This is a genomic window from Flavobacterium sp. RSSA_27, from assembly GCF_051547125.1.
Classification (GTDB): Bacteria; Bacteroidota; Bacteroidia; order Flavobacteriales; family Flavobacteriaceae; genus Flavobacterium.
Genome location: NZ_JBPTTN010000005.1, coordinates 261114 through 287244 on the forward strand (window position 1 = coordinate 261114; position 26131 = coordinate 287244).

At 35.4% G+C, this 26131-nt stretch carries 27 protein-coding genes; 8 read left to right on the forward strand and 19 right to left on the reverse strand.

What is annotated here, in order from left to right; translation table 11 throughout:
- Nucleotides 1-64 precede the first annotated feature (64 nt).
- The 6 genes from ACSVH5_RS09040 to ACSVH5_RS09065 are packed head-to-tail and all read right to left on the reverse strand — an operon-like array spanning nt 65 to nt 2299.
- A complete protein-coding gene (locus tag ACSVH5_RS09040; protein ID WP_438061113.1) occupies nt 65-271 on the reverse strand; it encodes a hypothetical protein in 207 nt (68 codons plus the stop codon).
- Nucleotides 272-277: 6 nt separating this feature from the next.
- Complete coding sequence (locus ACSVH5_RS09045) at nt 278-481, reverse strand: hypothetical protein (protein WP_438061114.1); 204 nt, start codon at nt 479-481, stop codon at nt 278-280.
- 11 nt (nt 482-492) lie between these two features.
- Entirely contained in the window at nt 493-912 is a 420-nt protein-coding gene (locus tag ACSVH5_RS09050; protein ID WP_438061115.1) for a molecular chaperone DnaJ, read from the reverse strand.
- The gene (locus tag ACSVH5_RS09055; protein ID WP_438061116.1) at nt 905-1309 is read right to left on the reverse strand and encodes a hypothetical protein; all 405 of its coding nucleotides are present in this window, start codon (nt 1307-1309) and stop codon (nt 905-907) included. The genes ACSVH5_RS09050 and ACSVH5_RS09055 overlap by 8 nt, the downstream gene beginning before the upstream one ends.
- A 14-nt stretch (nt 1310-1323) precedes the next feature.
- Nucleotides 1324-1863, reverse strand: a complete 540-nt coding sequence (locus ACSVH5_RS09060) for a hypothetical protein (protein ID WP_438061117.1) — start codon at nt 1861-1863, stop codon at nt 1324-1326.
- Nucleotides 1864-1876: 13 nt separating this feature from the next.
- Complete coding sequence (locus ACSVH5_RS09065; protein WP_438061118.1) at nt 1877-2299, reverse strand: hypothetical protein; 423 nt, start codon at nt 2297-2299, stop codon at nt 1877-1879.
- A 493-nt stretch (nt 2300-2792) separates the two neighbouring features.
- Here ACSVH5_RS09065 and ACSVH5_RS09070 point away from each other — a divergent pair, with 493 nt between their 5' ends.
- The 4 genes from ACSVH5_RS09070 (at nt 2793) to ACSVH5_RS09085 (ending at nt 7784) form a co-directional block, all read left to right on the forward strand.
- Nucleotides 2793-3014, forward strand: a complete 222-nt coding sequence (locus ACSVH5_RS09070; protein WP_438061119.1) for a hypothetical protein — start codon at nt 2793-2795, stop codon at nt 3012-3014.
- Between the two features lie 273 nt (nt 3015-3287).
- Nucleotides 3288-3989, forward strand: a complete 702-nt coding sequence (locus tag ACSVH5_RS09075; protein WP_438061120.1) for an SIR2 family NAD-dependent protein deacylase — start codon at nt 3288-3290, stop codon at nt 3987-3989.
- A 65-nt stretch (nt 3990-4054) separates the two neighbouring features.
- Nucleotides 4055-5401, forward strand: coding sequence for an adenylosuccinate lyase (purB, locus tag ACSVH5_RS09080; RefSeq protein ID WP_438061121.1), 1347 nt, complete (start codon nt 4055-4057; stop codon nt 5399-5401).
- 151 nt (nt 5402-5552) lie between these two features.
- Nucleotides 5553-7784, forward strand: coding sequence for a cation:proton antiporter domain-containing protein (locus ACSVH5_RS09085; RefSeq protein WP_438061122.1), 2232 nt, complete (start codon nt 5553-5555; stop codon nt 7782-7784).
- Nucleotides 7785-8021: 237 nt separating this feature from the next.
- Here ACSVH5_RS09085 and guaB read toward each other — a convergent pair whose 3' ends face one another.
- The gene (gene guaB / locus ACSVH5_RS09090) at nt 8022-9494 is read right to left on the reverse strand and encodes an IMP dehydrogenase (protein ID WP_438061123.1); all 1473 of its coding nucleotides are present in this window, start codon (nt 9492-9494) and stop codon (nt 8022-8024) included.
- 149 nt (nt 9495-9643) lie between these two features.
- Between guaB and ACSVH5_RS09095 the strand changes: the two genes are divergently transcribed.
- The gene (locus ACSVH5_RS09095) at nt 9644-12145 is read left to right on the forward strand and encodes a cation-translocating P-type ATPase (RefSeq protein ID WP_438061124.1); all 2502 of its coding nucleotides are present in this window, start codon (nt 9644-9646) and stop codon (nt 12143-12145) included.
- Between the two features lie 117 nt (nt 12146-12262).
- Here ACSVH5_RS09095 and ACSVH5_RS09100 read toward each other — a convergent pair whose 3' ends face one another.
- From ACSVH5_RS09100 to ACSVH5_RS09115, 4 genes are all read right to left on the reverse strand, one after another.
- Nucleotides 12263-13666 (reverse strand): DUF5723 family protein, encoded by a 1404-nt coding sequence (locus ACSVH5_RS09100; RefSeq protein ID WP_438061125.1) that lies wholly within the window; start codon nt 13664-13666, stop codon nt 12263-12265.
- On the reverse strand, nt 13663-14205 hold the full coding sequence (locus ACSVH5_RS09105; protein WP_438061126.1) for a hypothetical protein: 543 nt from the start codon (nt 14203-14205) through the stop codon (nt 13663-13665). Before ACSVH5_RS09105 ends, ACSVH5_RS09100 begins: the two co-directional genes overlap by 4 nt.
- Nucleotides 14206-14262: 57 nt before the next feature.
- Nucleotides 14263-15126, reverse strand: a complete 864-nt coding sequence (locus ACSVH5_RS09110) for a hydroxymethylglutaryl-CoA lyase (RefSeq protein WP_438061127.1) — start codon at nt 15124-15126, stop codon at nt 14263-14265.
- A gap of 147 nt (nt 15127-15273) precedes the next feature.
- Complete coding sequence (locus ACSVH5_RS09115) at nt 15274-16296, reverse strand: quinone-dependent dihydroorotate dehydrogenase (RefSeq protein WP_438061168.1); 1023 nt, start codon at nt 16294-16296, stop codon at nt 15274-15276.
- A 137-nt stretch (nt 16297-16433) separates the two neighbouring features.
- Between ACSVH5_RS09115 and pepT the strand changes: the two genes are divergently transcribed.
- Nucleotides 16434-17717: a peptidase T gene (gene pepT / locus ACSVH5_RS09120; RefSeq protein WP_438061128.1), complete on the forward strand. Its 1284-nt coding sequence runs from the start codon at nt 16434-16436 to the stop codon at nt 17715-17717.
- 72 nt (nt 17718-17789) lie between these two features.
- Here pepT and yajC read toward each other — a convergent pair whose 3' ends face one another.
- From yajC to ACSVH5_RS09135, 3 genes are all read right to left on the reverse strand, one after another.
- Nucleotides 17790-18062 (reverse strand): preprotein translocase subunit YajC, encoded by a 273-nt coding sequence (yajC, locus tag ACSVH5_RS09125; RefSeq protein WP_438061129.1) that lies wholly within the window; start codon nt 18060-18062, stop codon nt 17790-17792.
- A 57-nt stretch (nt 18063-18119) separates the two neighbouring features.
- Nucleotides 18120-19031, reverse strand: a complete 912-nt coding sequence (gene nusB / locus ACSVH5_RS09130) for a transcription antitermination factor NusB (RefSeq protein WP_438061169.1) — start codon at nt 19029-19031, stop codon at nt 18120-18122.
- Nucleotides 19032-19222: 191 nt separating this feature from the next.
- Complete coding sequence (locus ACSVH5_RS09135; RefSeq protein ID WP_438061130.1) at nt 19223-20326, reverse strand: Glu/Leu/Phe/Val family dehydrogenase; 1104 nt, start codon at nt 20324-20326, stop codon at nt 19223-19225.
- A 197-nt stretch (nt 20327-20523) separates the two neighbouring features.
- Here ACSVH5_RS09135 and ACSVH5_RS09140 point away from each other — a divergent pair, with 197 nt between their 5' ends.
- Nucleotides 20524-22302 carry an ABC transporter ATP-binding protein gene (locus ACSVH5_RS09140; RefSeq protein WP_438061131.1) on the forward strand — a complete coding sequence of 593 codons (1779 nt, stop codon included), beginning with the start codon at nt 20524-20526 and terminating at the stop codon, nt 22300-22302.
- Nucleotides 22303-22366: 64 nt separating this feature from the next.
- Nucleotides 22367-22747 (forward strand): PUR family DNA/RNA-binding protein, encoded by a 381-nt coding sequence (locus ACSVH5_RS09145; RefSeq protein ID WP_438061132.1) that lies wholly within the window; start codon nt 22367-22369, stop codon nt 22745-22747.
- A 136-nt stretch (nt 22748-22883) separates the two neighbouring features.
- Here the strand turns inward: ACSVH5_RS09145 and ACSVH5_RS09150 are convergent, their stop codons facing one another.
- The 5 genes from ACSVH5_RS09150 to ACSVH5_RS09170 form a co-directional block, all read right to left on the reverse strand.
- Nucleotides 22884-23237 (reverse strand): tRNA-binding protein, encoded by a 354-nt coding sequence (locus ACSVH5_RS09150; protein WP_438061133.1) that lies wholly within the window; start codon nt 23235-23237, stop codon nt 22884-22886.
- Nucleotides 23238-23333: 96 nt separating this feature from the next.
- On the reverse strand, nt 23334-24266 hold the full coding sequence (locus tag ACSVH5_RS09155; RefSeq protein WP_438061134.1) for a peptidylprolyl isomerase: 933 nt from the start codon (nt 24264-24266) through the stop codon (nt 23334-23336).
- 177 nt (nt 24267-24443) lie between these two features.
- Complete coding sequence (locus ACSVH5_RS09160) at nt 24444-24902, reverse strand: hypothetical protein (RefSeq protein ID WP_438061135.1); 459 nt, start codon at nt 24900-24902, stop codon at nt 24444-24446.
- Between the two features lie 26 nt (nt 24903-24928).
- The gene (locus ACSVH5_RS09165; protein ID WP_438061136.1) at nt 24929-25312 is read right to left on the reverse strand and encodes a VOC family protein; all 384 of its coding nucleotides are present in this window, start codon (nt 25310-25312) and stop codon (nt 24929-24931) included.
- 125 nt (nt 25313-25437) lie between these two features.
- Nucleotides 25438-26001, reverse strand: a complete 564-nt coding sequence (locus ACSVH5_RS09170; protein ID WP_438061137.1) for a PepSY domain-containing protein — start codon at nt 25999-26001, stop codon at nt 25438-25440.
- Nucleotides 26002-26131 lie beyond the last annotated feature (130 nt).

Consider the following 26131-nt stretch of genomic DNA (forward strand, 5'->3'; position numbering starts at 1 on the left):
GTGGTGGATTAATATATCCTAAACTCGCCAAATTGCTAAAAAGCAACCATGAGCTGGATTTTCTCTATTTGCCACCTGTATTCCCTTGTTCCCATTGCCTTTTCCTATCCGCTTCTTCTTTCTTTTTGTTAGCACGACTTATTAAAAAAGCGCCTAAAACTATTAATGTCACTCCCGAAAAATTAGGTTGTCCTCCTACAATTGCACCCAAAATTCCGCCTAGTGTCGAAAGACAACCAAGTGCAAGTATTACTATTCCTGTTGTTTTCATAGTATGTTAGTTTTGTTCGTTTTCTCTCTTTACATCAACAAATTCAAAGTCATTTTTCTTGGAACAAAGAGTTATAATTAGTCCAATTATTGGTGATAAAAATATGCACAGTGCAAAGCTCCAACCAAAGCCAATTTTTCTGTTTTTTCCTAATTGACCTACTAAAGCTGCAAGTCCGACTGCTATTAATAAAATGAATACTTGTTCCATAATAAAATAATTTAAAAGTTAATATTTAATTTTTGTTTTGCCTCTTCTTTTAGTTCAAGTAAACGCTTGACATTATTTTTATTTTTAGAAATCTCTTGAAAGATATTTTCTGCTATTGTGTTCTTTTCCTTGTCTGTTGGAAAGCGGTCTGGATGGCACTTTACTTTAAGTTCGTCATAAAGCTGAATTGAATTGAAAGAACTGTTAATTATATTACCAAAATCAATGTCTTGCTTTAATGATTCATTCTTGAAACGTTGTTTTTCTGTGTCTTTTAGTTTCAGTTGTTCCTTTAAGATAAAAAAAGCAATAATTCCAATTTCGGCTATTGCTAACCACATCCACCAATTTGTTTGTTCTCCAGTTTCTGCTGTTTTTGAGATAGCTTGTCCAGCTACTTTGATGCTATCTTTTATTAATGTATCATTCATTTTTGTTGAAATTAGGAAGTGGTATATAATCTTTTAATTGCCATCTGCAACCGTATATTCCGGCATCACCGTGTATTTCTAAAGTGTCCCACCCGAGAACAATTAGTCTGCGAACCAAAACATCATCGTCAAGAATAACTTTTCCTACATGAATTAATTCGTCTTTTGTCAAAGCCCTGCCAGTAAAAGCTTGAATTCTAAATCCAGTATTTAGCCAATTAGAAAATTGATGTTTATATGAACTTTCTCCTTTTGAAATACTTGATTTCAATAATGTAGGTGCGATTCCTGCAACAAATGATGCCCTTGCGGATTCATTAAAACTGCGTAACAGTTTTGCTCTTTCGCTTCTGTCACGAAACCAATCGAGTATATTATTCCAAGTGTTATCTAACATTTTATGTTTATTTTTTAAAGTTCTTTGAATGAATAAATTATTCGGTTCATCTTGTCCTTATATTCGTATTCTTTGTTCTGTAAAGTCCAAGCCATAATTTGATAATACCTTTCCTTACCTTGAATATATGCTAATGAATAATAAGCATCAATACCTTCAGCTCGTCCCCTTATTGTTATAAGTTTTGCAGGCATATTATTAATTGTAGTGTCAATAATTTCAGACTTATGAGATACAGATATGGCCATTTCAATTCCGTTTATAAGTAGACCTGAATAACCTTTAATGTCGTTAGTATAAGTTTCGGTGAGATTATTGTCGTCCAAAGCTTTTTGAAATTCAGCTTTTGATTCGTCAATAACTATTACATAAAATTCTTTCCAAGCGTGTTGATATTGCAATGAAGCATCATCATTTAGTCTGCTTGTTTTCGTCAAAAATGAAGGTATGACTACTGAATATTTATTTTCAATTGTCACGATTTGTTGCTCGTCACCTAATTGGCAAGAGTACAATGACAAAATTGTCAAAAATAGAATTGTGATTTTTTTCATTGTCTGTCTGTCGTTAAGCTTGCCCATAACTAAAATTATTATCATACTTTTCTAGCAATTTCCATGGTAATTCATCGGAGGTCATCGAATTCCAAATTTCTTCGAAAGGAACTGTTTCAAAGTTTTCTTTATTGTACTTTCTAGCATAAATACTTTTTATTTCTTTCTTGATTTCTTCAACTTGTTCATCTTCATCCCAATCTTCATAGTCAACATGTATTTTCGAAATGCCTTTATTCCATATTGCACTTACATACCTTGATGGAAATTTAATCCAATCGTAACCATAAACATTACCTTTATGATATTCAACCACTACATCACTTCCACCAGGTGCGTGTGACAAAGCGTTTGTTCTATATTGTCTTGAAACCCATAATACCGAATTAGCTAACGACTTTGGTAAACCTAAGAACACTCTTTTAATATTATCCATATTCAATTAAATTTAGTTTTGTTTTTTTGCTTGCACCAAACTAATTTTATAAGTCTTAACAACTAGCCCCATTTATCCTAAATTAAAGCCATTTATCTGTCATCCAAAAAATAGTTTGTCGAATGTATGGCTTCAAACTAAAGAAGACTATTACTACCAGTAAATTTGCAAACAAATAGAAAGTAAGGCAGGCTTTATTTTTCATTTTTTAAAACAGCTACAAATTTATTGCATACTGTAGTCTTAAGACCTGATTTATATCATGTTAGGGTGTTAATTTTTTATTAAATATTTTTTTATTAGGACATTAATTGTGATCGATGTGTATTTCCTTTTTTAGTCGGTTAGTTAGAGAATTGTTGCGGGGTGTTGTTTGCAAAGAATGATACTATTTGACGAAAGTTTCAGAGGGAGTATTTTTAATATCCCACAAGTAGTACGCTCTCTGATATATAGCATTTGGAAATTATCACGATAGTTATGGGATTGGAATTTGGGATTTAGCAGTTGGGATTTAGCATTTGGAATTTATCACGATAGCTATCGGATTGGAATTTGGGATTTAGCATTTGGAATTTATAACGATAGTTATCGGATTGGAATTTGGGATTTTGCAGTTGGAATTTATCACGATAGCTATCGGAATGGAATTTGGGATTTAGCATTTGGAATTTATCCCGATAACAATTGGGAATTGAATGAAAAAATGATTTAATTTGAGTACTACTTTGGCGCACCCAAGGAAAGAAAAAGGAAGTTTAATTGTAACAATAGCCCCATGAAATCGCCATTAACAACAGGTTTGTTGCAAACAAACACCAATAAGAAAAGGCGACTCGAGAGAAGCGAATTGGCGAAGCATACCATATATGACCTATAAAAAACAAAATTTACATATATGAAATGAGCATGACCGAAAATTGGTCGTAAAAACCAATGATGATATGCGAATTACATATGACCGATAAAAAACAATAAATATCAACATATGAAAAAGAAGTTAGTGGTATTAACAGGAGCCGGAATAAGCGCTGAAAGCGGCATCAAAACCTTTAGAGACAGCGACGGATTGTGGGAAGGACACGATGTTATGGAAGTGGCATCACCTGAAGGGTGGGCAAAAAACCCTGCTTTGGTCTTGGATTTTTACAACCAAAGAAGAAGACAATTACACGAAGTAGCTCCTAATTTGGCGCATCAGATTTTAGCGGACTTAGAGCAGGATTTCGAGGTTCAAATTGTTACACAAAACGTGGATGATTTGCATGAACGCGCGGGTAGTCAAAACATTTTACACTTGCACGGTGAGTTGCTAAAAGTACGAAGCACAGGAGATGCGTCCTTTGTTTTGGATTGGTCTGGCGACTTGCTACTTGGCGATTGTGACTTCAACGGCAATCAACTGCGCCCGCATATCGTATGGTTTGGCGAAGCAGTACCGGCGCTAGAAGCCGCGATTGATTGGGTGGAACAAGCGGATTATATCGCCATTATTGGGACTTCGTTGCAAGTGTATCCTGCGGCAGGACTGACGGATTTTGCGCCAAAAAATGTTCCTATTTTTTATATTGACCCCAAAGCGACCTCGATTTCGAATAGGAGAAATCCGCTAACTTGCATCGCTATGAAGGCTACTGAAGGAATTCTTGTGTTGCAACAAAAGTTATTGGAATTAGAGAAAAAAAACTAAGCCCTGCAAACTGAATACTGAACTCTAATGCTTATTTTTGTGCCTTTCGAACAAAAAACACAACAATGACTATTTTAAACGAATTAAATGCCATTTCTCCTATTGATGGAAGATACAGAAATAAAACAATTGCCTTAGCACCTTTTTTCTCAGAAGAAGCGTTGATTAAATACCGTGTTTTGGTTGAAATCGAGTATTTCATTGCTTTATGCGAACAACCTTTACCACAATTGACTGGAATAAACCCAAATGTATTTGAGAGTTTACGCAACATCTACAAAAACTTTAGTACCGAAGATGCGCTTTGGATTAAGGAAACTGAAAAAGTGACCAATCACGACGTAAAAGCGGTAGAATATTTTATAAAAGACGCTTTTGAAAAATTAGGTCTTTCAGCTCACAAAGAATTTATTCATTTTGGATTAACGTCTCAAGACATCAACAACACGGCTATTCCGCTTTCTACAAAAGAAGCGTTTGAAAAAGTATATATGCCCTCGTTGATTACTTTAATTGCCAAATTGAAAGAGTTAAGTCAAGAATGGGCACACGTTCCTATGTTGGCTCGTACGCACGGACAGCCCGCCTCTCCTACTCGTTTAGGAAAAGAACTTGGGGTTTTCGTTGAGCGTTTGGAAGAGCAAATGCGTTTGTTGTTCAATATTCCTTTTGCGGCTAAATTTGGTGGTGCTACTGGAAATTATAATGCACACCACGTTGCCTATCCACAAATTGACTGGAGACAATTTGGTAAAAAATTCGTAGAAGATATTTTGGGATTGCACCATTCTTTCCCAACGACTCAAATTGAACATTACGACCATTTTGCTGCATTTTTCGATGCTTTAAAAAGAATCAACACCATCATCATCGATTTGGACCGTGATATTTGGACGTATGTTTCGATGGAGTATTTCAAACAAAAAATCAAAGCGGGCGAAATTGGTTCATCGGCTATGCCACATAAAGTAAACCCTATTGATTTTGAAAACTCAGAAGGAAATTTAGGTATTGCCAATGCAATTTTTGAGCATTTGTCTGCCAAATTACCGATTTCAAGACTACAACGCGATTTGACCGACAGTACAGTTTTGAGAAACATTGGAGTGCCCATGGGACATACACTTATTGCCTTTGAAGCAACTTTGAAAGGATTGAACAAATTGCTATTGAACGAAAGTAAATTCCACGAAGACTTAGAAAACAATTGGGCGGTAGTTGCAGAAGCTATTCAAACGATTTTGCGTCGCGAAGCTTATCCAAATCCTTACGAAGCACTCAAAGGATTGACAAGAACCAACGAGGCGATTACTAAAGATTCTATGCATGCATTTATAGCTACGCTTGAAGTTTCTGATGCCATAAAAGCAGAATTACTTCAAATCACACCAAGTAATTTTATTGGGATTTAATCGACCAAAAAATATTTACCAAAAAAAGCTATCCTAACCGATAGCTTTTTTTGGTTTTTAGCGCTTAGTTTTAGCTCAAAAACAGGATTTGAAAAACGATTTTTGTAAATTAGCCAAAATCGAGATTGTATACTATTCAAAACCAATAATAATGAGTGCAGTTGCAGAAGCATCAACCCATCTTGAACCCTTAATAATTGATTTGGGCTTAATACTCATGACCGCAGGAATTGCGGTACTATTATTTAAGAAACTCAAGCAGCCTTTAGTTTTGGGTTATTTGATTGCAGGTTTTTTGGCTGGAAATAATTTTAGTTTTTTTCCAACTATTCGCGACACTAAAAGTGTTGAAGTATGGGCAGAGATTGGTGTTATTTTTTTGCTTTTCAGTTTGGGTTTGGAATTTAGTTTCAAAAAACTGATTAAAGTAGGAGGAACCGCATCAATTACAGCAATTACCCAAATTGGCATGATGGTCTTTTTGGGCTTTACTGCAGGACAATTACTCGATTGGTCGTCTATGGATAGTATTTTTCTTGGGGTTATTTTATCCATTTCTTCGACCACAATTATTTTAAAAAGTTTTGAAGAGCTCGGGGTTAAAGCACAACGTTTTGCTGGAAACGTTATTGGCTCCTTAATTGTGCAGGACATTATAGCCATCTTGATGATGGTGCTGTTGTCCACGATAGCAGTAAGTGAAAACTTTTCCGGTAGTGAGTTGCTTCAATCGATTTTAAAATTGGTCTTCTTTTTAGTGCTTTGGTTTTTGAGTGGGATTTTTATCATTCCAACGGTTTTGAAAAAAGCCAAGCATTTATTAACCGACGAAATGTTGCTTATCATATCTATTGCGCTTTGTTTGTTAATGGTAATTTTGGCAGCTAAAGTTGGTTTCTCCCCTGCCTTGGGAGCTTTTATCATGGGTTCTATCATTGCCGAAACCACTCAGGCAGAACACATTGAACACTTGGTAAAACCTGTAAAAGATCTCTTTGGAGCCGTATTTTTTGTATCCGTTGGAATGCTTATCGATCCTCAGGCTTTGACAGAACATGCCCTTCCGGTTTTGATTTTGTCCTTAGTAACCATCCTTGGACAATCCGTTAGCTCAACCATTGGATCGCTTTTATCCGGACAACCACTCAAAGAATCAGTACAAACAGGAATGAGTTTGTCGCAAATTGGGGAGTTTTCTTTTATCATCGCTACTTTAGGCATTACCCTGCAAGTAACTAGTTCCTTTTTGTATCCAATAGTGGTCGCGGTATCAGCAGTAACGACCTTCAGCACACCCTATATGATAAAACTATCAGGACCATTTTCAGACTTATTGAGTCGAAAACTGCCAAGGAAATGGCTGAAAAAAATCGAACGTTATAGTGCCAGTACTCAAGCGATTAAAACAGTAAGTTATTGGAAAAAAGTATTGAATGCTTATTTAATGCAAGTAATTATTCATTCGATAATCATTGTTGCTGTAATTATTCTTTCGTCAAGATTCATACTTCCTATCGTCAAAGTGTATTCCTTTGGCTCAGGTTTGGGTGCGTTGATTACTCTGGTTTTTCTCTCACCTTTTCTTTGGGCTTTATCTTTGAGAAGAGTAGCTGTAGAAGAAGTAAACATTTTGTTGGAAGATAGAAAATCTAGAGGTCCGATGGCGATGTTATTTCTGTTTCGCATTCTAATAGCGGTAGTTTACATAGGTTTTTTATTGAATATTTTCTTTTCACCCAAAACAGCATTTGGAGTTTTTGTTGTTGCTATTGTGCTTTATTTTTCATTTCAGTCAAAATTAAACAAGCAATACCACAAAATAGAGAATCATTTTTTATCCAATTTAAATGACAGAGAAATCACAAAAGCCAAAAGAAGCCGCAGTGATTTATCGCCTTGGGATGGCCACATGGCCGTTTTTGATATTGCAGCCGAATCGAATATTGCTGGTGAGACTTTAAAAAAATTGCAACTAAGGGAACAACTCGGAATCAATATTGCTTCGATCAAAAGAGGAGAAATTACCATTCATATTCCCGACGCCAATGAGCGTATTTTTCCTGGAGATGAAGTATTTGTAATTGGAACTGATGCCCAAGTACAAGAATTCAAAAAATATTTGGATCAACACGAAATTGAAGCCACTCCAGAAGTAAGAGAACCCGATATTGTCTTGAGACAAATCGAATTGAAAAATCATGCTTTTATTGGTAAAAGTATCAAGGAATCTAAACTTCGAGAAAAAACAAATGGACTGGTAGTGGGAATAGAAAAAAGAGGACAGCGGTTTATGAATCCCGAATCGAACGTCTTACTAGAAAAAGATGATATACTCTGGATTGTAGGCGATAAAAAACTACTCGCGGATTTGGTGCATGAATAAACAACTATGAACTTATTGGTTAGCAATCTTAAGTCGCACGTTTGAAAACATAAAAAACCGCAAATTCGCAAATTACAAACTTAAATACAGACCATAATTTGTGAATTTGCGGTTATCATTTTTAGAAACTGAAAGGAAAATGCACTAAAGCATATAGTTTTAACTGAAATTTGAGACCATAAAAAAAGTGCAAAATCGAAACTTTGCACTTTTTAAAATTTATTGATAAAATTAGAACTACCTAGAATAATTAGGAGCTTCTTTAGTAATCGTTACATTGTGTGGATGGCTTTCGTTAATTCCACTAGCTGTGATTCTAACAAAACGACCGGTTTCTTTAAGAGTTGGAATGTCTTTTGCACCGCAATACCCCATACCGGCACGAAGTCCACCAATAAATTGTTGCATACTTTCGTTCAACTCTCCTTTGTAAGGTACACGTCCAACAATTCCTTCGGGTACCAATTTCTTCACATCGTCTTCTACGTCTTGGAAATAACGATCTTTCGATCCTTCTTGCATGGCTTCAACAGAACCCATTCCTCTATAAGACTTGAATTTTCTTCCTTCAAAAATAATAGTCTCACCTGGTGATTCTTTAGTACCTGCCAACAATGAACCTAGCATCACACAATCCGCTCCAGCTGCAATGGCTTTAGGAATATCTCCTGTATAACGAATTCCTCCATCTGCAATAACAGGAACACCAGAACCTTTGATAGCCGCAGCAACTTCGAGAACAGCAGAAAATTGAGGAAAACCAACTCCGGCAACAACTCTTGTAGTACAAATAGAACCTGGTCCAATTCCTACTTTTACGCCATCAGCTCCACTTTCAACCAAGTATTGTGCGGCTTCTGGTGTAGCAATATTTCCCACAATTACATCAATCTGAGGGAATTTAGATTTTACTTCTTTTAAAACATTAACTACACCTTGGGTATGACCGTGAGCTGTATCGATAATAATAGCGTCTACTCCTGCGTGAACTAAAGCTTCGGCTCTTTGCACTGCATCTCCAGTAACGCCAATAGCTGCAGCTACACGCAAACGACCATAAATATCTTTATTAGCAATTGGTTTTTGAGTCAATTTAGTAATATCTCTAAAAGTAATCAAACCAACCAACTCGTATTTATCATTTACAACAGGTAACTTTTCGATTTTATGTCCTTGCAAAACTACCTCAGCTTGTTCTAAAGAAGTTCCTTCTGCAACTGTAATCAAATTGTCTTTAGTCATTACTTCAACAATAGCCCTTGAACTATTTTTCTCAAAACGCAAGTCTCTATTGGTAACAATTCCTTTCAATATTTTGTTTTCATCAACAATTGGAATACCACCAATACCATATTCTTTCATTGCCATCTTAGCATCTGAAACTGTTGATGTTAAAGGCAGCGTGACTGGATCGATAATCATTCCTGATTCCGCTCTTTTCACTTTTCTTACTTTGGCGGCTTGCTGCTCAATAGTCATATTTTTGTGCAACACTCCAATACCACCTTCTTGAGCCATAGCAATAGCCATAGCGCTTTCAGTCACTGTATCCATAGCGGCAGATACAATAGGTACATTTAAAGTTATGTTTCTTGAAAATTTGGATTGAATACTCACTTCGCGAGGCAAAACGCTAGAGTAATTGGGAACTAATAATACATCATCGTAAGTTAAACCTTCGCCGATAATCTTGGAATTGTGTGCTTTCATGGTGCAATTTCTAGTTGAATTGCGTGCAAATATAGACAATCTTAAGCAAAAAAACACCTATACTTTACATTTATTGCCTAAATTGCAGGAATTGAAACTTTTCCCGTACTTATTTTACAGACACATTTCAACCCAAAACTTTAATTATCATGTCTGAAATCAATACTACGACTATTCAAGGACTTTCATCAGAAGAAGTCATAGCCTCTAGAACAAAAAACGGTACCAATACAACCGAACATCAACAAAAAAACAACTTTTTGCAGGCTGTCTTAGAATTGATTAAGGACCCCATGTTTTTGCTATTACTCACCGCTTCAAGTATCTATTTTATAACCGCAGATTACAACAATGGAATCTTTATGCTTTTGGCTATTATTCTGGTCGTATCAATTTCTTTATACCAAGAATCGAAAAGTAGAAATGCCATCGAAGCCTTATCTAAATTAACACAACCCAAAAGCAAGGTCATTCGAAATGGGGTAGTCGTTGAAATTCCTAGTGAAGAAATTGTTTTGGGCGACTTGATACAAACAGAAGAAGGAACATTTATCCCAGCCGATGGAATCATCCTCCAATCCAATGACTTTTCGGTTAATGAATCCATACTAACAGGCGAATCTTTATCGGTTTCAAAAAATAAACAATCCGAAAACAAACAAGTGTATCAAGGAACTATAGTCGCAAGCGGATTAGCAATTTGCCAAGTTACAGCTATTGGTAATCAAACACAATTGGGTAAAATTGGAAAAAGCCTAGATAACATAACGGAAGAAAAAACACCCTTACAAATTCAAATCAACAACTTTGTCTCTTACATTTCTTTGATTGGTTTGGTTGCTTTTATCATTGTCTGGGGAATCAACTATTGGAATTCTAAACTCATTTTAGACAGCTTACTAAAAGCATTAACCCTCGCTATGAGTATTATCCCCGAAGAAATTCCGGTAGCTTTTACCACTTTTATGGCACTTGGCGCTTGGCGATTACTTCGAATGGGAATTATTGTAAAGCAGACTAAAACCGTAGAAACTTTAGGAAGTGCCACCGTAATTTGTACCGACAAAACAGGTACCATCACCGAAAACAAAATGAGTCTTGCCGAATGGTTTACTCTTGATGCAACAACAGTTACAGTATGTCATTCCAATTTAAACCCCAAAGAACAAGAACTTATTAAAGCCGCAATGTGGGCAAGTGAGCCCATCCCTTTTGATGCTATGGAAATGGCATTGCATGACGCCTACACCAACTCCATCGCAACAGATGAACGTCCTCAATATAAAATGATACACGAATATCCTTTGAGTGGAAAACCACCCATGATGACACATCTATTCGAAAACAAAGAAGGAAATCGAATTATTGCAGCCAAGGGAGCTCCAGAGGCTATAATTGCCTGTGCTAAACTATCGGAATCTGAAAAAGAAAAAATCAACAATGCTTTTCTCACTATGACAAAAAAGGGGTTTCGTGTGTTGGGCGTTGGGACTTCTGATTTTGCTGGAACCAATTTTCCTAAAACACAACAAGAATTTGAACTAGATTTCAAAGGGCTAGTTGCTTTTTATGACCCTCCAAAAAAGAACATCAAAGCTGTTTTAGAAACTTTTTATAAAGCTGGAATTGCTGTAAAAATAATTACAGGCGACAATGCCGAAACCACCGCAACAATTGCTCAACAAATTAGTTTTAAAAACCCTGAAAAAATACTCAATGGAGACGAATTAATGCAAATGAGTCCTGCTACATTGAAAGAAAAAGTAATGGAAACTACTATTTTTACTAGAATGTTTCCAGAGGCAAAACTCAAAATCATTCAAGCGCTAAAAGACAATAATCAAATTGTAGCCATGACTGGTGATGGCGTAAACGATGGACCTGCACTAAAATCAGCACACATCGGAATTGCTATGGGCAAAAAAGGAACTGAAATTGCCAAACAAGCCGCCAATTTAATTTTGGTTGACGATGATTTTTCGAAAATGACAGACGCCATTGCGATGGGAAGAAAAATCTATATGAATCTTAAAAAAGCCATTCGCTACATCATCTCTATCCATATTCCCATCATTTTAATCGTAATTATTCCATTAGCTTTAGGATGGATGTATCCCAATATTTTTTCTCCAGTCCACATCATTTTCTTAGAAATGATTATGGGCACCACCTGCTCTATCATTTATGAAAATGAACCGATGGAAGACAATCTGATGAAACAAAAACCAAGACCATTGCGTACCACTTTTTTCAGTTGGAAAGAAATCACCATTAGTCTCATTCAAGGACTATGGATAACTGCAGGATTATTGGTTGTTTACCAATTTGCTGTAATCCATCAGTATAGCGAAAACAGTACACGAACGATGGTGTTTTTGACCTTGATTCTCTCGAATGTATTCTTGACACTAACCAATCGTTCGTTTTATTATTCGGTTTTAACCACTTGGAAATACAAGAATAATCTAGTGGGATTAATCATCGGAATCACGCTTTTCATCACCGCTTTACTACTTTTTATTCCACCATTATCTAAATTTTTCTTATTCGAAAAAATCACATTCCTACAAATAGGATGGTGCACTCTAGTAGCTGCAATTGCGGTTTTTTGGATTGAAATTTATAAATTCTTCAAAAGAAGAAAGAGCTAAAAGTTTAAATTACAAGAATAAAAAAAAATCCCAAATTCCAATTCATATAGCTATCGGGATTTGGAATTTGGAATTTGGAATTTGGGATTTGGGATTGGTAATTTGTTTATTCCATTCTTATTCCCCCTCTTTTTTATCAGCAAAAATAAGATTAAGTCCTAATTGAAAAGAAGCACTTTGCGCCTTGGCTACATCATAAAGCTCTAATAAATTATCGGCCATCAAATAAAAATTGACAGGACCTATTTGGGTTGACAAACCCAATCCAACATTACTACTCGAAAAAGAATCAACCGTATAGGTGGCTTTCATTTCCAAACCTGAGAAAATGGTCTTTCTATAATAAGCAGTCAACGCCATCATTGGAAGTCGTGGCGTAGACATAGCGAAATAGTGCAATCCAACGGAATTAGTGTACTTTTCAGAGCCAACATTGGATTTACAATTACATTCTTCCTCTTCCATTTGCCCGAAAGAATATTGTGCAGAGGCATTAAATTTAACAGGTCTCCAAGAGGTGTAGCCTCCTTTTAAAGTATCTCTAGGAAAAGCTTCTTGAAACTCTTCTGTGATGTTATTGCCTCCCGTTCCATTGAAAAAATCAGGAAGAATCCCTTCATATTTGTAGGTTCCTCTAGCTCGATAACTTTCCACTTCTTTTGTGTGATGAATAAAACCTACATCAAGAACACTAGCTGTAATTTGAATGTCTTTTTTGGGATAATAAGTAATTCCCGCATCAAAACCTAGACCTAAATTTCCTCCTAAAAACGCTCTTTTTTGTATGTCTTTGGCAATATCAGAATCGTCTCCTTGATCGTCATATTTTGCAATTCCTGAGGTATTCAACAACATATCAGCCGAAATAACCTGTTCATACATAGTGTTTCCATTTGAAGGAATAGTGTACAAATAGCCTGAGTTTTTGGTTGATCGAGCGTCGAAAATACTAGAATATATTTTTCCTCTCACGCCCCAAATCAATTTTTCATTTTCTCGCTTATTGTACCCTACATGAAAAACGCTCAACATTTCGGCACGGGCACTCATGTCACTGAGATTAAAATACTTTCCTAAATAATTTTGATTTCCGTCTAAAGCTAAAATGGCTAAATCCTTCGGAACATAACTCATTACATCAAATTCCTCATACATTCCAAAAGAGATATAAGCAGTGTTATTCCAATCGCCTACTTTAAATCCTCCTTGAAAAACCTCCAATTGCTGATTGAGACTTACTTTGTCATTTCTTGAAGTTGAAAAAATAACTTTACGCAATTTGGTATTAAAATTTACGCCATCATTCGCAAATAAATCATAAGCAGAAAAACCAGTCGAACCAACATTTGCAGAAATTCCTGACAGTAAAGGAACACCAGCGTACCATCTATAGGTTACATCAGCCCCGGGATTTAAAGATAAAGATTGTGGAATTGCCGTAAAATTATACAAAACGGCTTTATTTTGAGCCAAAAGTACACTTCCTAAAAATAGTAGTGCACAGGTAGTAATTTTTCTCATTTAATATCAAAATAGGCGGTGACACTAGAACGTAATTTCAAATTCCCAACACTTGTTGAAGTTAATGGTGGCCCAGGTAATAAGGCAACTATAAAAGCAATTCTTTTGGTTTGCTTTAATAAAATAAGATCGGTGCCTTGAAAGGTTTTTGTAAAAGGGGTTAAATTAGGGGTTCCGGCATAAGCAGGAATATCCATTTGAATCGTTGTTAGTGGTGCATTGTTTACATCAAGAAACACCATTTGCAAAGTAAAAGCCCGATTGATAGTGTTGTTAACTTCAAAAAACAATTCGGCTTTGCTTACATTATCTCTTAAAAAAGAATCATTAAATACCCCCACTTCAGGAGTGGCTATTGCAACCGTTTGTTCTATGCCATTATTGACAAACTGATTCGCCGCAGCATCAAAACTTGCAACATTAGCGACGACTACAGGTTGTAATTCAAGGTCGTTTACTTGATCAAAATCGAGGTCGCTACTACATCCTAATACAAAGAGCAGTACAAAAAATCCGAGTAGGGTTTGTGTGACTTTCATTCTTTCCTATTTATTGATACTATTCTGAACGAATAGAAAATTACTTTAGTACATTATTTAATGAAACGCTCCGAACAATTTTGAGGCTTCATTATAAGCACTTTCAAAGCTCATAGCGCTCAAATTCGTATTTTCTTTTTTTGCGGTAAAATAAGAAAGCAATTTTTCAGTTGGCATATTTCCCGTTAAACGATCCGTAGCCATTGGGCATCCGCCAAAACCCTGAATCGCTCCATCAAATCGACGACAGCCGGCATGATAAGCTGCATCAATCTTTTCAAACCATTTATCTGGGGTAGTATGCAAATGAGCCCCAAATTCTATCTCGGGGTATTTCGGGATTAAATTAGAGAACAAATGGGTAATCACTTCAGGAGTCGAACTGCCAACTGTATCCGACAAGGAGAGAATCTTCACGCCCATTTGCGCCAAGCGTTCGGTCCATTCGCCTACAATTTCTTCATTCCAAGGATCACCGTAAGGATTGCCGAATCCCATAGATAGATAGGCTATCACTTCTTTATTGTGTTGGTCTGCAATTTCAAGAATTTCTTGTAAGATAACCAAAGATTCTGCAATGGTTTTGTGCGTGTTTCGCATTTGAAAATTCTCGGATATAGAAAAAGGAAAACCCAAATAGTGAATCGGTTGATGAGAAGCGGCATCTCTGGCTCCTTGCACATTAGCGATTATAGCTAATAGTTTGCTCTGTGTTTTGGATAAATCCAGTTGTTCTAAAACCGCAGCCGTATCTTGCATTTGTGGTATTGCCTTTGGAGAAACAAAACTTCCAAAATCGATACTATCAAAACCTACCCGCAATAATGCTTGAATATACGATACTTTTCTAGCGGTAGGAATAAATGTTTTTATTCCTTGCATAGCATCACGTGGGCATTCGATAATTTTTATTGGCTCCATAGCTTTCAAAGATAGCAAAAGGAATTAAAGTTCAAAATCGAAAAGTAAGAAAGTAATTAGTGATTAGTGAATAGTGATTATTAACTAGTCCTTAATTACTAGCTTTTAGTTCTTAGGATTAGCTATTTTTTAAATTCAGAAAAAACACTATTTCTTTTGTTTCAAAATAGCTTTATTGATGGCTTTTACCAAGGCAGGACCCTCATAAATAAAACCAGTATACAATTGAATCAAACTGGCGCCAGCTTCTAATTTTTCAATAGCATCTTCGGCAGAATGAATACCTCCCACTCCAATAATTGGGAAAGCGCGATTGCTTTTTTCGGCCAAAAATCGAATCACTTCTGTAGATCGCTTAGTTAATGGTTTTCCAGACAATCCGCCTGTTTCATTTTTAGCTTCAGAGACTAATCCTTCTCTAGAAAGCGTGGTATTCGTAGCAATCAAACCTGCAATTTTAGTTACTGCCATAATATCAATAATATCTACTAACTGCTCCTCTGTTAAATCAGGTGCAATTTTTAGCAATATCGGTTTAGGGTTAACTTTTGCACTATTTTTATTTTGTAGAGTTTGCAGCAATTGCGTTAACGGTTCTTTATCTTGTAATGCTCTTAAATTTGGAGTATTGGGCGAACTTACATTGACCACAAAATAGTCGACATAATCGAATAACGCATCAAAACAAATTTCATAATCAGAAGTAGCTTCTTCGTTGGGAGTTAGTTTGTTTTTACCAATATTACCTCCAATAAGCACATTGGTATTTGACTTCAATCGCTCAACCGCATCTAGGACACCTCCATTATTAAACCCCATTCGATTAATAATGGCTTGATCTGAGATTAATCTAAAAATTCGCTTTTTAGGATTACCCTCTTGTCCTTTTGGAGTTAAGGTACCTATTTCGATAAATCCGAATCCAAAGTTTGAAAATTCTTTGTACAAACGGGCTTCTTTGTCAAATCCTGCCGCTAAACCTACTGGATTTTTAAATTTTAACCCAAAAACCTCCCGTTCCAAACGTGGGTCTTCAACACAATAAAGCATTCTAAAAATTGCCGAAAAACCTGGGATTTTTGAAATAAATTTGATGAAAGCAAAAGTAAAATGATGTACCTTTTCAGGGTCAAAACAAAAAAAGATCGGACGAATCAATAATTTATACATAGTAGCGAAGTTGTGTGCCACAAAAGTAAAGAATTGAATTCAAAAACCAGCAAAAAAGTGACTCCAACACTTGCCTTCAGCATAAAAAAACAGCACAAAAATGTTTACCTTTGTTTATAAAAAATAAAAAAAACACCATGCAACACATTATTGATCGCTTTATAAGTTATGTCACAGTTGATACCGAATCCGATCCAAATTCTGACACCACCCCTAGTAGCGCTAAGCAATGGGATCTTGCCCATAAATTGGTAGAAGAACTCCAACAAATTGGGCTTCAAGATGTGACTATTGATGACAAAGCATACATTATGGCTACTTTGCCTAGTAATGTTGACAAAAAAGTCCCAACCATTGGTTTTATTGCTCATTTTGATACCACTCCCGATTTTACTGGTGCCAATGTAAAACCACAAATAGTCCCTAATTACGATGGGAAAGACATAGTGCTCAACGAAGCCGAAAACATCGTACTTTCACCAAAATATTTCAAAGATTTGTTGCAATACAAAGGTCAAACCCTAATCACTACCGACGGAACTACGCTTCTTGGTGCCGATGATAAAGCCGGAATTACCGAAATTGTTTCTGCTATGGAATTTTTGATTCAAAATCCAGACATCCAACACGGAACCATTAAAGTTGGTTTTACTCCCGATGAAGAAATTGGTCGCGGCGCTCATCATTTTGACGTAGAAAAATTTGGAGCCGATTGGGCTTACACTATGGACGGTAGCCAAGTTGGCGAATTAGAATATGAAAATTTTAATGCTGCTGGAGCTAAAATTACCTTCAAAGGAAAAAGTGTACATCCTGGTTATGCAAAGGGAAAAATGATCAATTCAATGCTTATAGCCACTGATTTTATTAGTGATTTGCCAAAAGGAGAAACACCACAAGAGACTAAGGGTTACGAAGGATTTTTTCACGTTCATCACTTAAAAGGCAGCATTGAAGAAACTGTTTTAGAACTCATCATCAGAGATCACTCGAAGAAAAAGTTTGAAAAAAGAAAAGAGTTGATTGAGAAAATGGTTCAGAAAATCAATAAAAAATTTGCCAAACAATTTGGAGAACCCATAGCCATAGCCGAAATCAAAGATCAATACTACAATATGAAGGAAAAAGTGTTGCCTGTAAAACACATCGTAGATATTGCAGAAGAAGCTATGAAACAAGTCGGAGTCAAACCGATTATCAAACCTATTCGTGGAGGAACAGATGGCTGCCAATTGTCCTACAAAGGATTGCCTTGCCCCAATATTTTTGCAGGTGGTCATAACTTTCACGGCAAATACGAATACGTTCCTGTAGAAAGCATGCAAAAAGCCGTACATGTGATAGTAAAAATAGCCGAATTAACCGCAAGTATTGATTTTGATGCCCCTAAATTAAATCAAAAACGAAAAAAAAATAAATAAGAATAAATCCAAAAAAAAATCCCAAATTCCTAATCAATTGGAATTTGGGATTTTTTAATGAGTAGTAAACTACTATTTTTTATTCAAAGCAGCGCTCAACTCCATTGAGATAGCAGAACGCTCCATTTTCAATTTACCTGACATCGTTTCGATAATAACTGTGGTCTCTGCCAACTCAGCAACTTTACCGTGTAATCCGCTTTTAGTTACTATCTTATCTCCTACTTTTAAATTGCTTTCAAATTCTTTTTCGTTTTTAGCACGTTTTTGTTGTGGTCGAATCATGAAGAAATAAATCACCACAAACATCAATAAAAACGGTAAAAACTGTTGTAATTGTCCCATAATAAAAATCTTAATTTGTTATTTTTTTTGTTAAATTTAAATGTTACACACTATTGACTACATCAAGCCGCGACCCACTTTTACCAACTTCTTACTTTCGGTTAATTCTTTTACAAGGTTATCTAAAATTCCGTTGATAAAAATACTACTTTTAGGCGTAGAATATTCTTTTGCAATTTCTAAATATTCATTCAAAGTTACCTTCACAGGAATTGATGGGAATTTCAAAAACTCACAAATAGCCATTTTTAATATAATGGTATCTACTTCAGCAATACGATCACTGTCCCAATTTGGCGTTTTATCGACATATGTTTTGGCCAATTCCCTTTCATTCAAAACGGTCTTGCGGAACAAATCCCTTACAAAATCCTTATCTTCAGTGTCTTTGTATAATTTTGGCACTCTAAAATTATCTTGTTCAATCGGTTTCAATGCTTTTAACTGCTTCAAAATCTGAGTATTCACCATTGGAATATCATCAATCCAAGTTAACTTATCGTCCTCAAGATACTCGTATAACTTTTCATTAGGCACAATAATTTCTTCAAAGATTGCCGCAATAAACGCTTTATCTTCTTCAAAAGTATTCACTGTATTGCTCATATATGTAGCATACAACTTGCTTTCTTTTATCGCATTCAATAAAATAATAATGTAATCATCATTCAATGACCAAGTATTGATTTTACGATTTTCCATCGCGATACTCAAAGAATTGTTTTCAGCCAAAATCTGAAAAACAGCATTTTTTATAAATTTTTCGTTGGGTGTGCGTTCTTGAGGAGTTGCAAGGTGTTTTTGACTGGATAAGTGTAAAAAAACTTGTTCTTTTTTACAAATTTCTAATAAGGATGACACCATTGTTAGGTATAAATCTAGAATATGATCGATACTATTAAAGAGAAATTTTTCTTCTTTTTCTAGATTGTCAGCACCATTTTGATGCATAGCATAAATGGATTGCATGACTTTAACGCGGATGTGTCTTCTGTTTACCACCTTGTAAGAACTTTTAAAAATTAGTCTGCAAAATTAAGGATTTCATCGCTTAAATGAAAATTTGAAGAGTAATTTATTTAATAAATAAAAAAGTGTCCCAATTCATAAAAGATTCGAAAAACCTTTCTGTAATTGGGACACAAAAATCTATAAAGCTATTATTTACTATTTGCTAGTTTTCTTTCAGCAATACGCTGTTGCGCAATAGTCAAAGCTGCTTGATGTGTAGTCATTTTGTTTGCAATGGCAAAATCAAAAATCTCCAAAGTAGTATTGTAGATATTTTCGGTTTTAGCCATAATCTCTGCTTTACCATAATGTGCTAATTCTGCATATACATTAATGATTCCTCCTGCATTAATCAAGAAATCTGGCGCATATAAAATCCCTCTTTCTTGCAAAATGGCACCGTGAACCACTTCATTAGCCAACTGATTATTAGCGGCTCCTGCAATTACTTTTGCTTTAATTTTATGGATTGTTGCATCATTAATAGTAGCTCCCATTGCACAAGGCGCATAAATATCTACTTCTTCCGCATAGACATCTGCACCTGTGTATATAGTCGCGTTGTATTTTTTACCAACTTCAAACAAACGTTCTTCATTAATATCTGAAATAGTAACCAAAGCACCTTCTTTAGTCAAATAGTCTACCAAAGCCTCACCAACATGTCCAATTCCTTGCACTAAAACCTTTTTCCCGGTTAAAACATCTGATCCAAATTGTTGCTTAGCAGCAGCTTTCATTCCCATATACACTCCAAAAGCTGTTACGGGAGACGGATTTCCTGCTCCTCCTCTTTCTTCTGAAATTCCAGTAACATACGGAGTAACATCTCTTACGATGTCCATATCGGCTGTTTCCATACCAACATCTTCTGCAGTAATATATCGTCCACTTAATGAATGTACAAATTCACCAAACTTACGCATCAATTCTGGTGTTTTTTGTGTTTTAGCATCACCAATAATTACTGCTTTTCCTCCTCCAATATTCAAACCTGTTATAGCTGATTTAAAAGTCATGCCTCTAGACAAACGCAAAACGTCATTCAAAGCTTCCCATTCATTGCTATAATTAAACATTCTTGTACCACCCAAAGCTGGCCCCATTACAGAATTATGAATACCAATTATTGCTTTTAATCCTGTATCTTTGTCGTTGCAAAATACAATTTGTTCGTGGTCATCAAATGACATTTGACCAAAAACAGGATCCATTTTTTGAATTTCCTTAGCAGTTGCTAGTGTTGCATTCATGAGCATGTTGATTTTATTATTTTACAAATTTGATAAAATTTCAAGTCAAAAATATAAAATAATTAAATACAACCTATTTAAAATTGATTTTTTTGATTATATCGCAAAACACACTTAAGTATTACAACCCAAGCGACTTATTTATTTTAACAAAAAAGTAATAATAGAAAAAGAAACAAGTCCGAATCTCAAAAAAAATGAAAGAATTACGTTATTTAGATAAATACTTTATAAAATACAAATACAGTTTCTCTCTTGGTATTTTAATCACAATTATCGCACAAATATTTTCTTTATTTACTCCAAAATTAATTAGTAGTTCACTTGAAGCTATCGAAAAGTTCGACAAACTTTCTAGTGTAGAAAAATCATCTACAATGATCATTGGTCAATATCGCGAGGAACTTATACACAACGTTTTATTGATTATTGCCACAACTATTATTGCTGGATTTTTAACCTTCTTGATGCGACAAACACTGATTGTAATGTCCCGTCATATCGAATTTGATTTGAAAAATGAAGTGTTTCGTCAATACGAAAACTTGTCTCAAAATTTCTACAAACAAAACCGCACTGGAGATTTAATGAACCGCATTAGCGAAGATGTTTCCAAAGTGCGAATGTATGTGGGACCTGCTGTGATGTATACCATCAACACCTTTATTCGATTTGCGATTGTTATAGCTTATATGTACAATGTCTCGCCAAGATTAACCCTTTACACTTTGCTTCCTCTGCCAATTTTGTCGTATGCCATTTTCAAATTAAGCTCTGAAATCAATATCCGCAGTACGGTTTTCCAACAATACTTATCCAAAGTGTCTAGTTTTACTCAGGAAATATTCTCAGGAATTCGGGTCATCAAAGCCTATTCTTTAGAAAACCAACAACAAAACAACCTCATCAGTCTCGCCCAAGAAAGCAAAAGCAAAAGCTTAAGTCTTGCTAGAGTTCAGTCGTTATTTGGCCCATTGATGTTGGCTTTAATTGGGATTAGCAACTTAGTGGTTATCTATTTTGGTGGTGTATTGTACATTAATGGTACTATAAAAAGCATTGGTACGATTGCAGAATTTATTTTGTATGTCAATATGCTAACTTGGCCTGTAGCCTCTTTGGGCTGGGTTTCGTCAATGGTACAAGAGGCTGAAGCTTCTCAAAAACGATTGAATGAATTCCTGAAAATTGTTCCCGATATTCAAAACAACAATCCTTCATCAAGCACTGTAGATGGAACCATTAGTTTCGAAAACGTAAGCTACACTTACGAAGACACCAATATCGAAGCACTTAAAAAGGTTTCTTTTACGGTGAAAAAAGGAGAAACATTGGCTATTCTTGGCAAAACGGGTTCGGGAAAATCAACACTTTTATCGCTCATTTCCAGAATGTATGATGTAACGGAAGGACAAGTAAAAATTGACGGAAAAGAAATCAGTCAATTGAATTTATTCGACTTAAGAAACAGTATCGGAATCGTACCTCAAGATGCCTTTCTTTTCTCGGATAGCATCAAAAACAATATCAAATTTGGCAAAGAAAACGCCACTGATGAAGAGGTAATCGCAGCTGCCAAAAGCGCTGTAGTCCACGAAAATATTGAAGGCTTCAATAAAGGTTACGACACCATTTTAGGGGAACGCGGCATCACTTTGTCTGGTGGACAAAAACAACGTGTTTCAATTGCCAGAGCCATCATCAAAAAACCTGAAATTTTACTTTTTGACGACTGTTTATCAGCGGTAGACACCGAGACCGAAGAAGCAATTTTAAACAATCTATTCGAAATTTGTAAAGACAAAACTACTATAATTGTAAGTCATAGAGTTTCTTCTGCAAAAAATGCTGACAAAATCATTATCCTTGAAAACGGAAAAATTATTCAGCAAGGGTCTCATAATCAATTAATAAATCAAGAAGGCTATTATGCAGCGCTTTATTTAAAACAACTTTCAGAAAAAGAATTGCTTTAAATGTTGTTTTATCAATAATTTTTTATGATTTTTGGTTGCTATTTATAAAAGGATCGAAAGAATTATGAGAGAAAATGACATGTTAGAAAAAGAAGAAATTTACTCTAAAGTGCTTCGCGCAGGAAGAAGAACCTATTTCTTTGATGTAAGAGCCACAAAGGCTGATGATTATTACATTACCATTACAGAAAGTAAAAAATTCACTGAAGAAGATGGCTCTTTCCACTTTAAAAAGCACAAAATCTACTTATACAAAGAAGATTTTGCAGCTTTCGAAGAGATATTAAGCGATATGACTTCTTATATTTTAAACCACAAAGGAGAAGAAGTAATTTCGGAAAGACATCAAAAAGATTTCAAAAGAGAATTTTCTAATGAATCTTCTCAAGATGAAACCACTCCAAAAGTATCTAGTTTTACGGATATCGATTTTGATGACATTTAAATTCCTAAACATTTAAGATAAGCCCAAAAATCATAAGATTTTTGGGCTTTTTTTTACCCTATTATTACAACTGCTTAAAAAATCCAAAAAACAACTCAGGTTTTGTAAAAAGAACAAACAAGGTTGCAACTATTAATTAAGCAATTCTTAATCCGTTTTCAATTTTGAAATCTGGCGACAATAAAACTACATCGCCTTGTTCACCTACAGCTCCAAGAACCAAACATTCACTATTGAATTTTCCTATTTGCTTCTTTGGAAAATTCACCACTGCTACAATTTGTCGGTTTACTAATGCTTCTTTAGTATATCGACGAGTAATTTGGGCTGAAGATTTTCGAATACCTAGGTGCGCCCCAAAATCAATAGTGAGTTGATACGCAGGTTTTCTGGCTTCAGGAAAATCATTGACTTCTAAAATGGTCCCTACTCGCATCTCTACTCTTTCAAATTCTTCCCAACTCAAAAGAACCTCATTTTTTATATTCATAGAATTTTTATTTAGTTGCTATTCAATACTACAAAAAAAATCCCAAAACAGCTAATTAGACTGCTTTGGGATTCTATTTATTGAGTAACGTTTTTTTTATTTCACGTCCATTAATTCAACATCAAAAATCAAAGTGGCGTGTGGTGGAATTACGCCTCCTGCACCACTTGGACCATAAGCCAAATCAGATGGGATTACAAAACGGGCTTTGTCTCCCACTTGCAACAAAGCAATACCTTCGTCCCAACCTTCAATCACTTGACCTTGCCCTAAACGAAATTCGATTGGTTTTTTTCTTGGGTAAGAAGAATCAAATACTTTACCGTTTTCAAGAGAACCTTCATAATGTACTGCAACCGTTTTTCCGTTTTCTGCTTTTTTACCCGAACCTCTTTGAATAAATTGGTAACGCAATCCGCTTGCTGTTCTTTCAAAACCAGCAGCTAATTGTTCCATTTTTGCTTCTGCTTCAGCTTTCAAAGCGGCTTCTCTTTTCATTCTAGCCCCTCTCAAGCTTATAAAAGCTTCAATAGCATTCCAGTTTTGCGCTTCTTCACCAACACGAATAATTTCTAAAGTCTCCAATTGGTCTCCTTGCGCAACAGCATCTACAACCTCTTGCCCTTCGATTACGTGACCGAAAACAGTGTGTTTGTTATCCAACCAGCTAGTTGGAACGTGAGTGATGAAAAACTGTGATCCGTTGGTTCCAGGTCCAGCATTAGCCATAGATAATACTCCTGGACGATCGTGTTTCAAAGAAGGATGAAACTCATCATCAAATTTGTATCCTGGATCTCCGGTTCCTGTTCCTTTAGGACATCCACCTTGAATCATAAAATCAGGAATTACTCTGTGAAAAGATAAACCATCATAGTATTTTACACCTTGAGGTTTCACTTTGTTTTCCATATTTCCTTCTGCCAAAGCCACGAAATTCCCAACAGTTCCTGGAGTCAAATCGTGCGTCAATTTTACCAAAATCGAACCTTTTGAGGTATTGAATTTAGCGTATATTCCGTTTTCCATGATAAATTATTTTTATTGAGGCGCAAATTTACAAAAATAAATGCGATATCGATTTTTGCTTATAATTAAATTTATTGGCCCATAAAAAGTCTTGCATCGAACTAGAACAAACGATGAATTTCTAATCTATATTTTTAAGTTGATGCTTTTTGCTAATAAAAAATTTACTATTATATTTCAATTTTGTGTTCTTGCTTTTCCATCGGCAGAAATTGCAAAACTAGATCTACGAGTAAGCGCTTTAATATAGGTCGTTTTTCTGAATCGTAAAGCACTCCAATCTTCATCAACAGCGACCATCCGAACAGGTTCAAAGCCTAAATTTCCTAGCACTGCCCAGCCATTATCACGATTGAACTCGCATTTGTATTTTTTGGAGGTCCCTTTTGGATAACAAAACCAAAGAACTGCATCACCATTCAACTTGGAATCAATTGCATTCATTGCGTTTTCAATTTCTTTCAATTTTGTTACAAAAACCAAAACAAAATCAATTTTACTGAGTTCCTTATGGGAGCTAAAAAAAGTGGTCTCATTGGACATCGCATTTTTTTCTGATGCAAATGATGTTGGAGCATTTAGGATCAAAATGGCTTCTTGGTTTTTAAAATTTAATTTTTTGAATAATGGTGTCATATTTTAGGTATTCTTTTAGAACTCAATTAACGTATTGAATGAAAACCGATAGTATTGCCTTCGGTATCTGAAGCTAAACCGCAAAAGCCATGTTCACCAATTGCAAATTTAGGCGCAATAACTTTCCCTCCAGCCCCCTCTACTCTAGCCAATTGTTCTGCACAATCAGAACAAGCGAAATATACTAAAGTACCCGTTGCACTTGGTTTGCCCATTTCATGTTTAACTAGTGCTCCTGATGAATTTGGTGCTCCCTCTACCCATGGAAAGGCAACCATTTGGCCAAATTTCTCATCAGGCATCGGCATGGGAATCATTTCGTATCCTAAAACTGTTTCATAAAATCTTTGCGCTCTTTCCATAGAATCCACATAGATCTCGAACCATGTTACTGCGTTTGTTGTTATCATACCTTTTAAAATTAAAATTATACATACAAAAACTTACATTTTACAAATACTTGATATACAAAGTATTACTACTCTAATTTACACAAATAAATATAAAAAAGACAATTTTTTAATTACTTTTACGATTAACTTCGCATTCGTTTAGGACCATACCATAGCCAAAAACCTGTTATGGTAAAAACTAAAAGAGCCAAACCCATTACAGTAGTATAAATCAATTTAAAAACCCCATTGCCCGTTTCAAAATATACATCTAGATAGGAACCATCATGAATGTTTTCGACAAAATCAGCATTTCGTCTTTCTAGGTGAAGCATTTCTCCAGTAGCCCCATCCAATTGAACACCCCAATAGTCTTCTTCAAAAACAAACTTCACCATTCCTTTATCGGGACGAATGTCAATTCGGTTCAAAGCTAAAGAAACATTTGGTGAAACTTCTTTTTGCAAATAATAACAGGCTTTTTGTTGTAAACTATCCACAGGAAGCCATTGCCTCAAATCGGTTGTGGTTCCTTTGCGAGAATCAGCCAATAGTAAACCACCGCTATTCTTTTTCCACCCTAAAAGCAATCCAGTGATGGATATAATAAAAAAGAAAACAAATAAAAAAGCGCCCGTGGTCCGATGCACTTTTCTAAAAACTCTCAATGTTTTAGCCTGACTTTTTCTTTTGTTACTTTCGATCATATGACAATTCGTAGTAATGCATTAAAAATATTGTCTGACAATATAGTTATTTCAACAAGTGTAAACAAAAAAATTCTGCAACTAATAAAAAAAATGACATCCATTCGAATGTCATTTTTAAGTTATAATT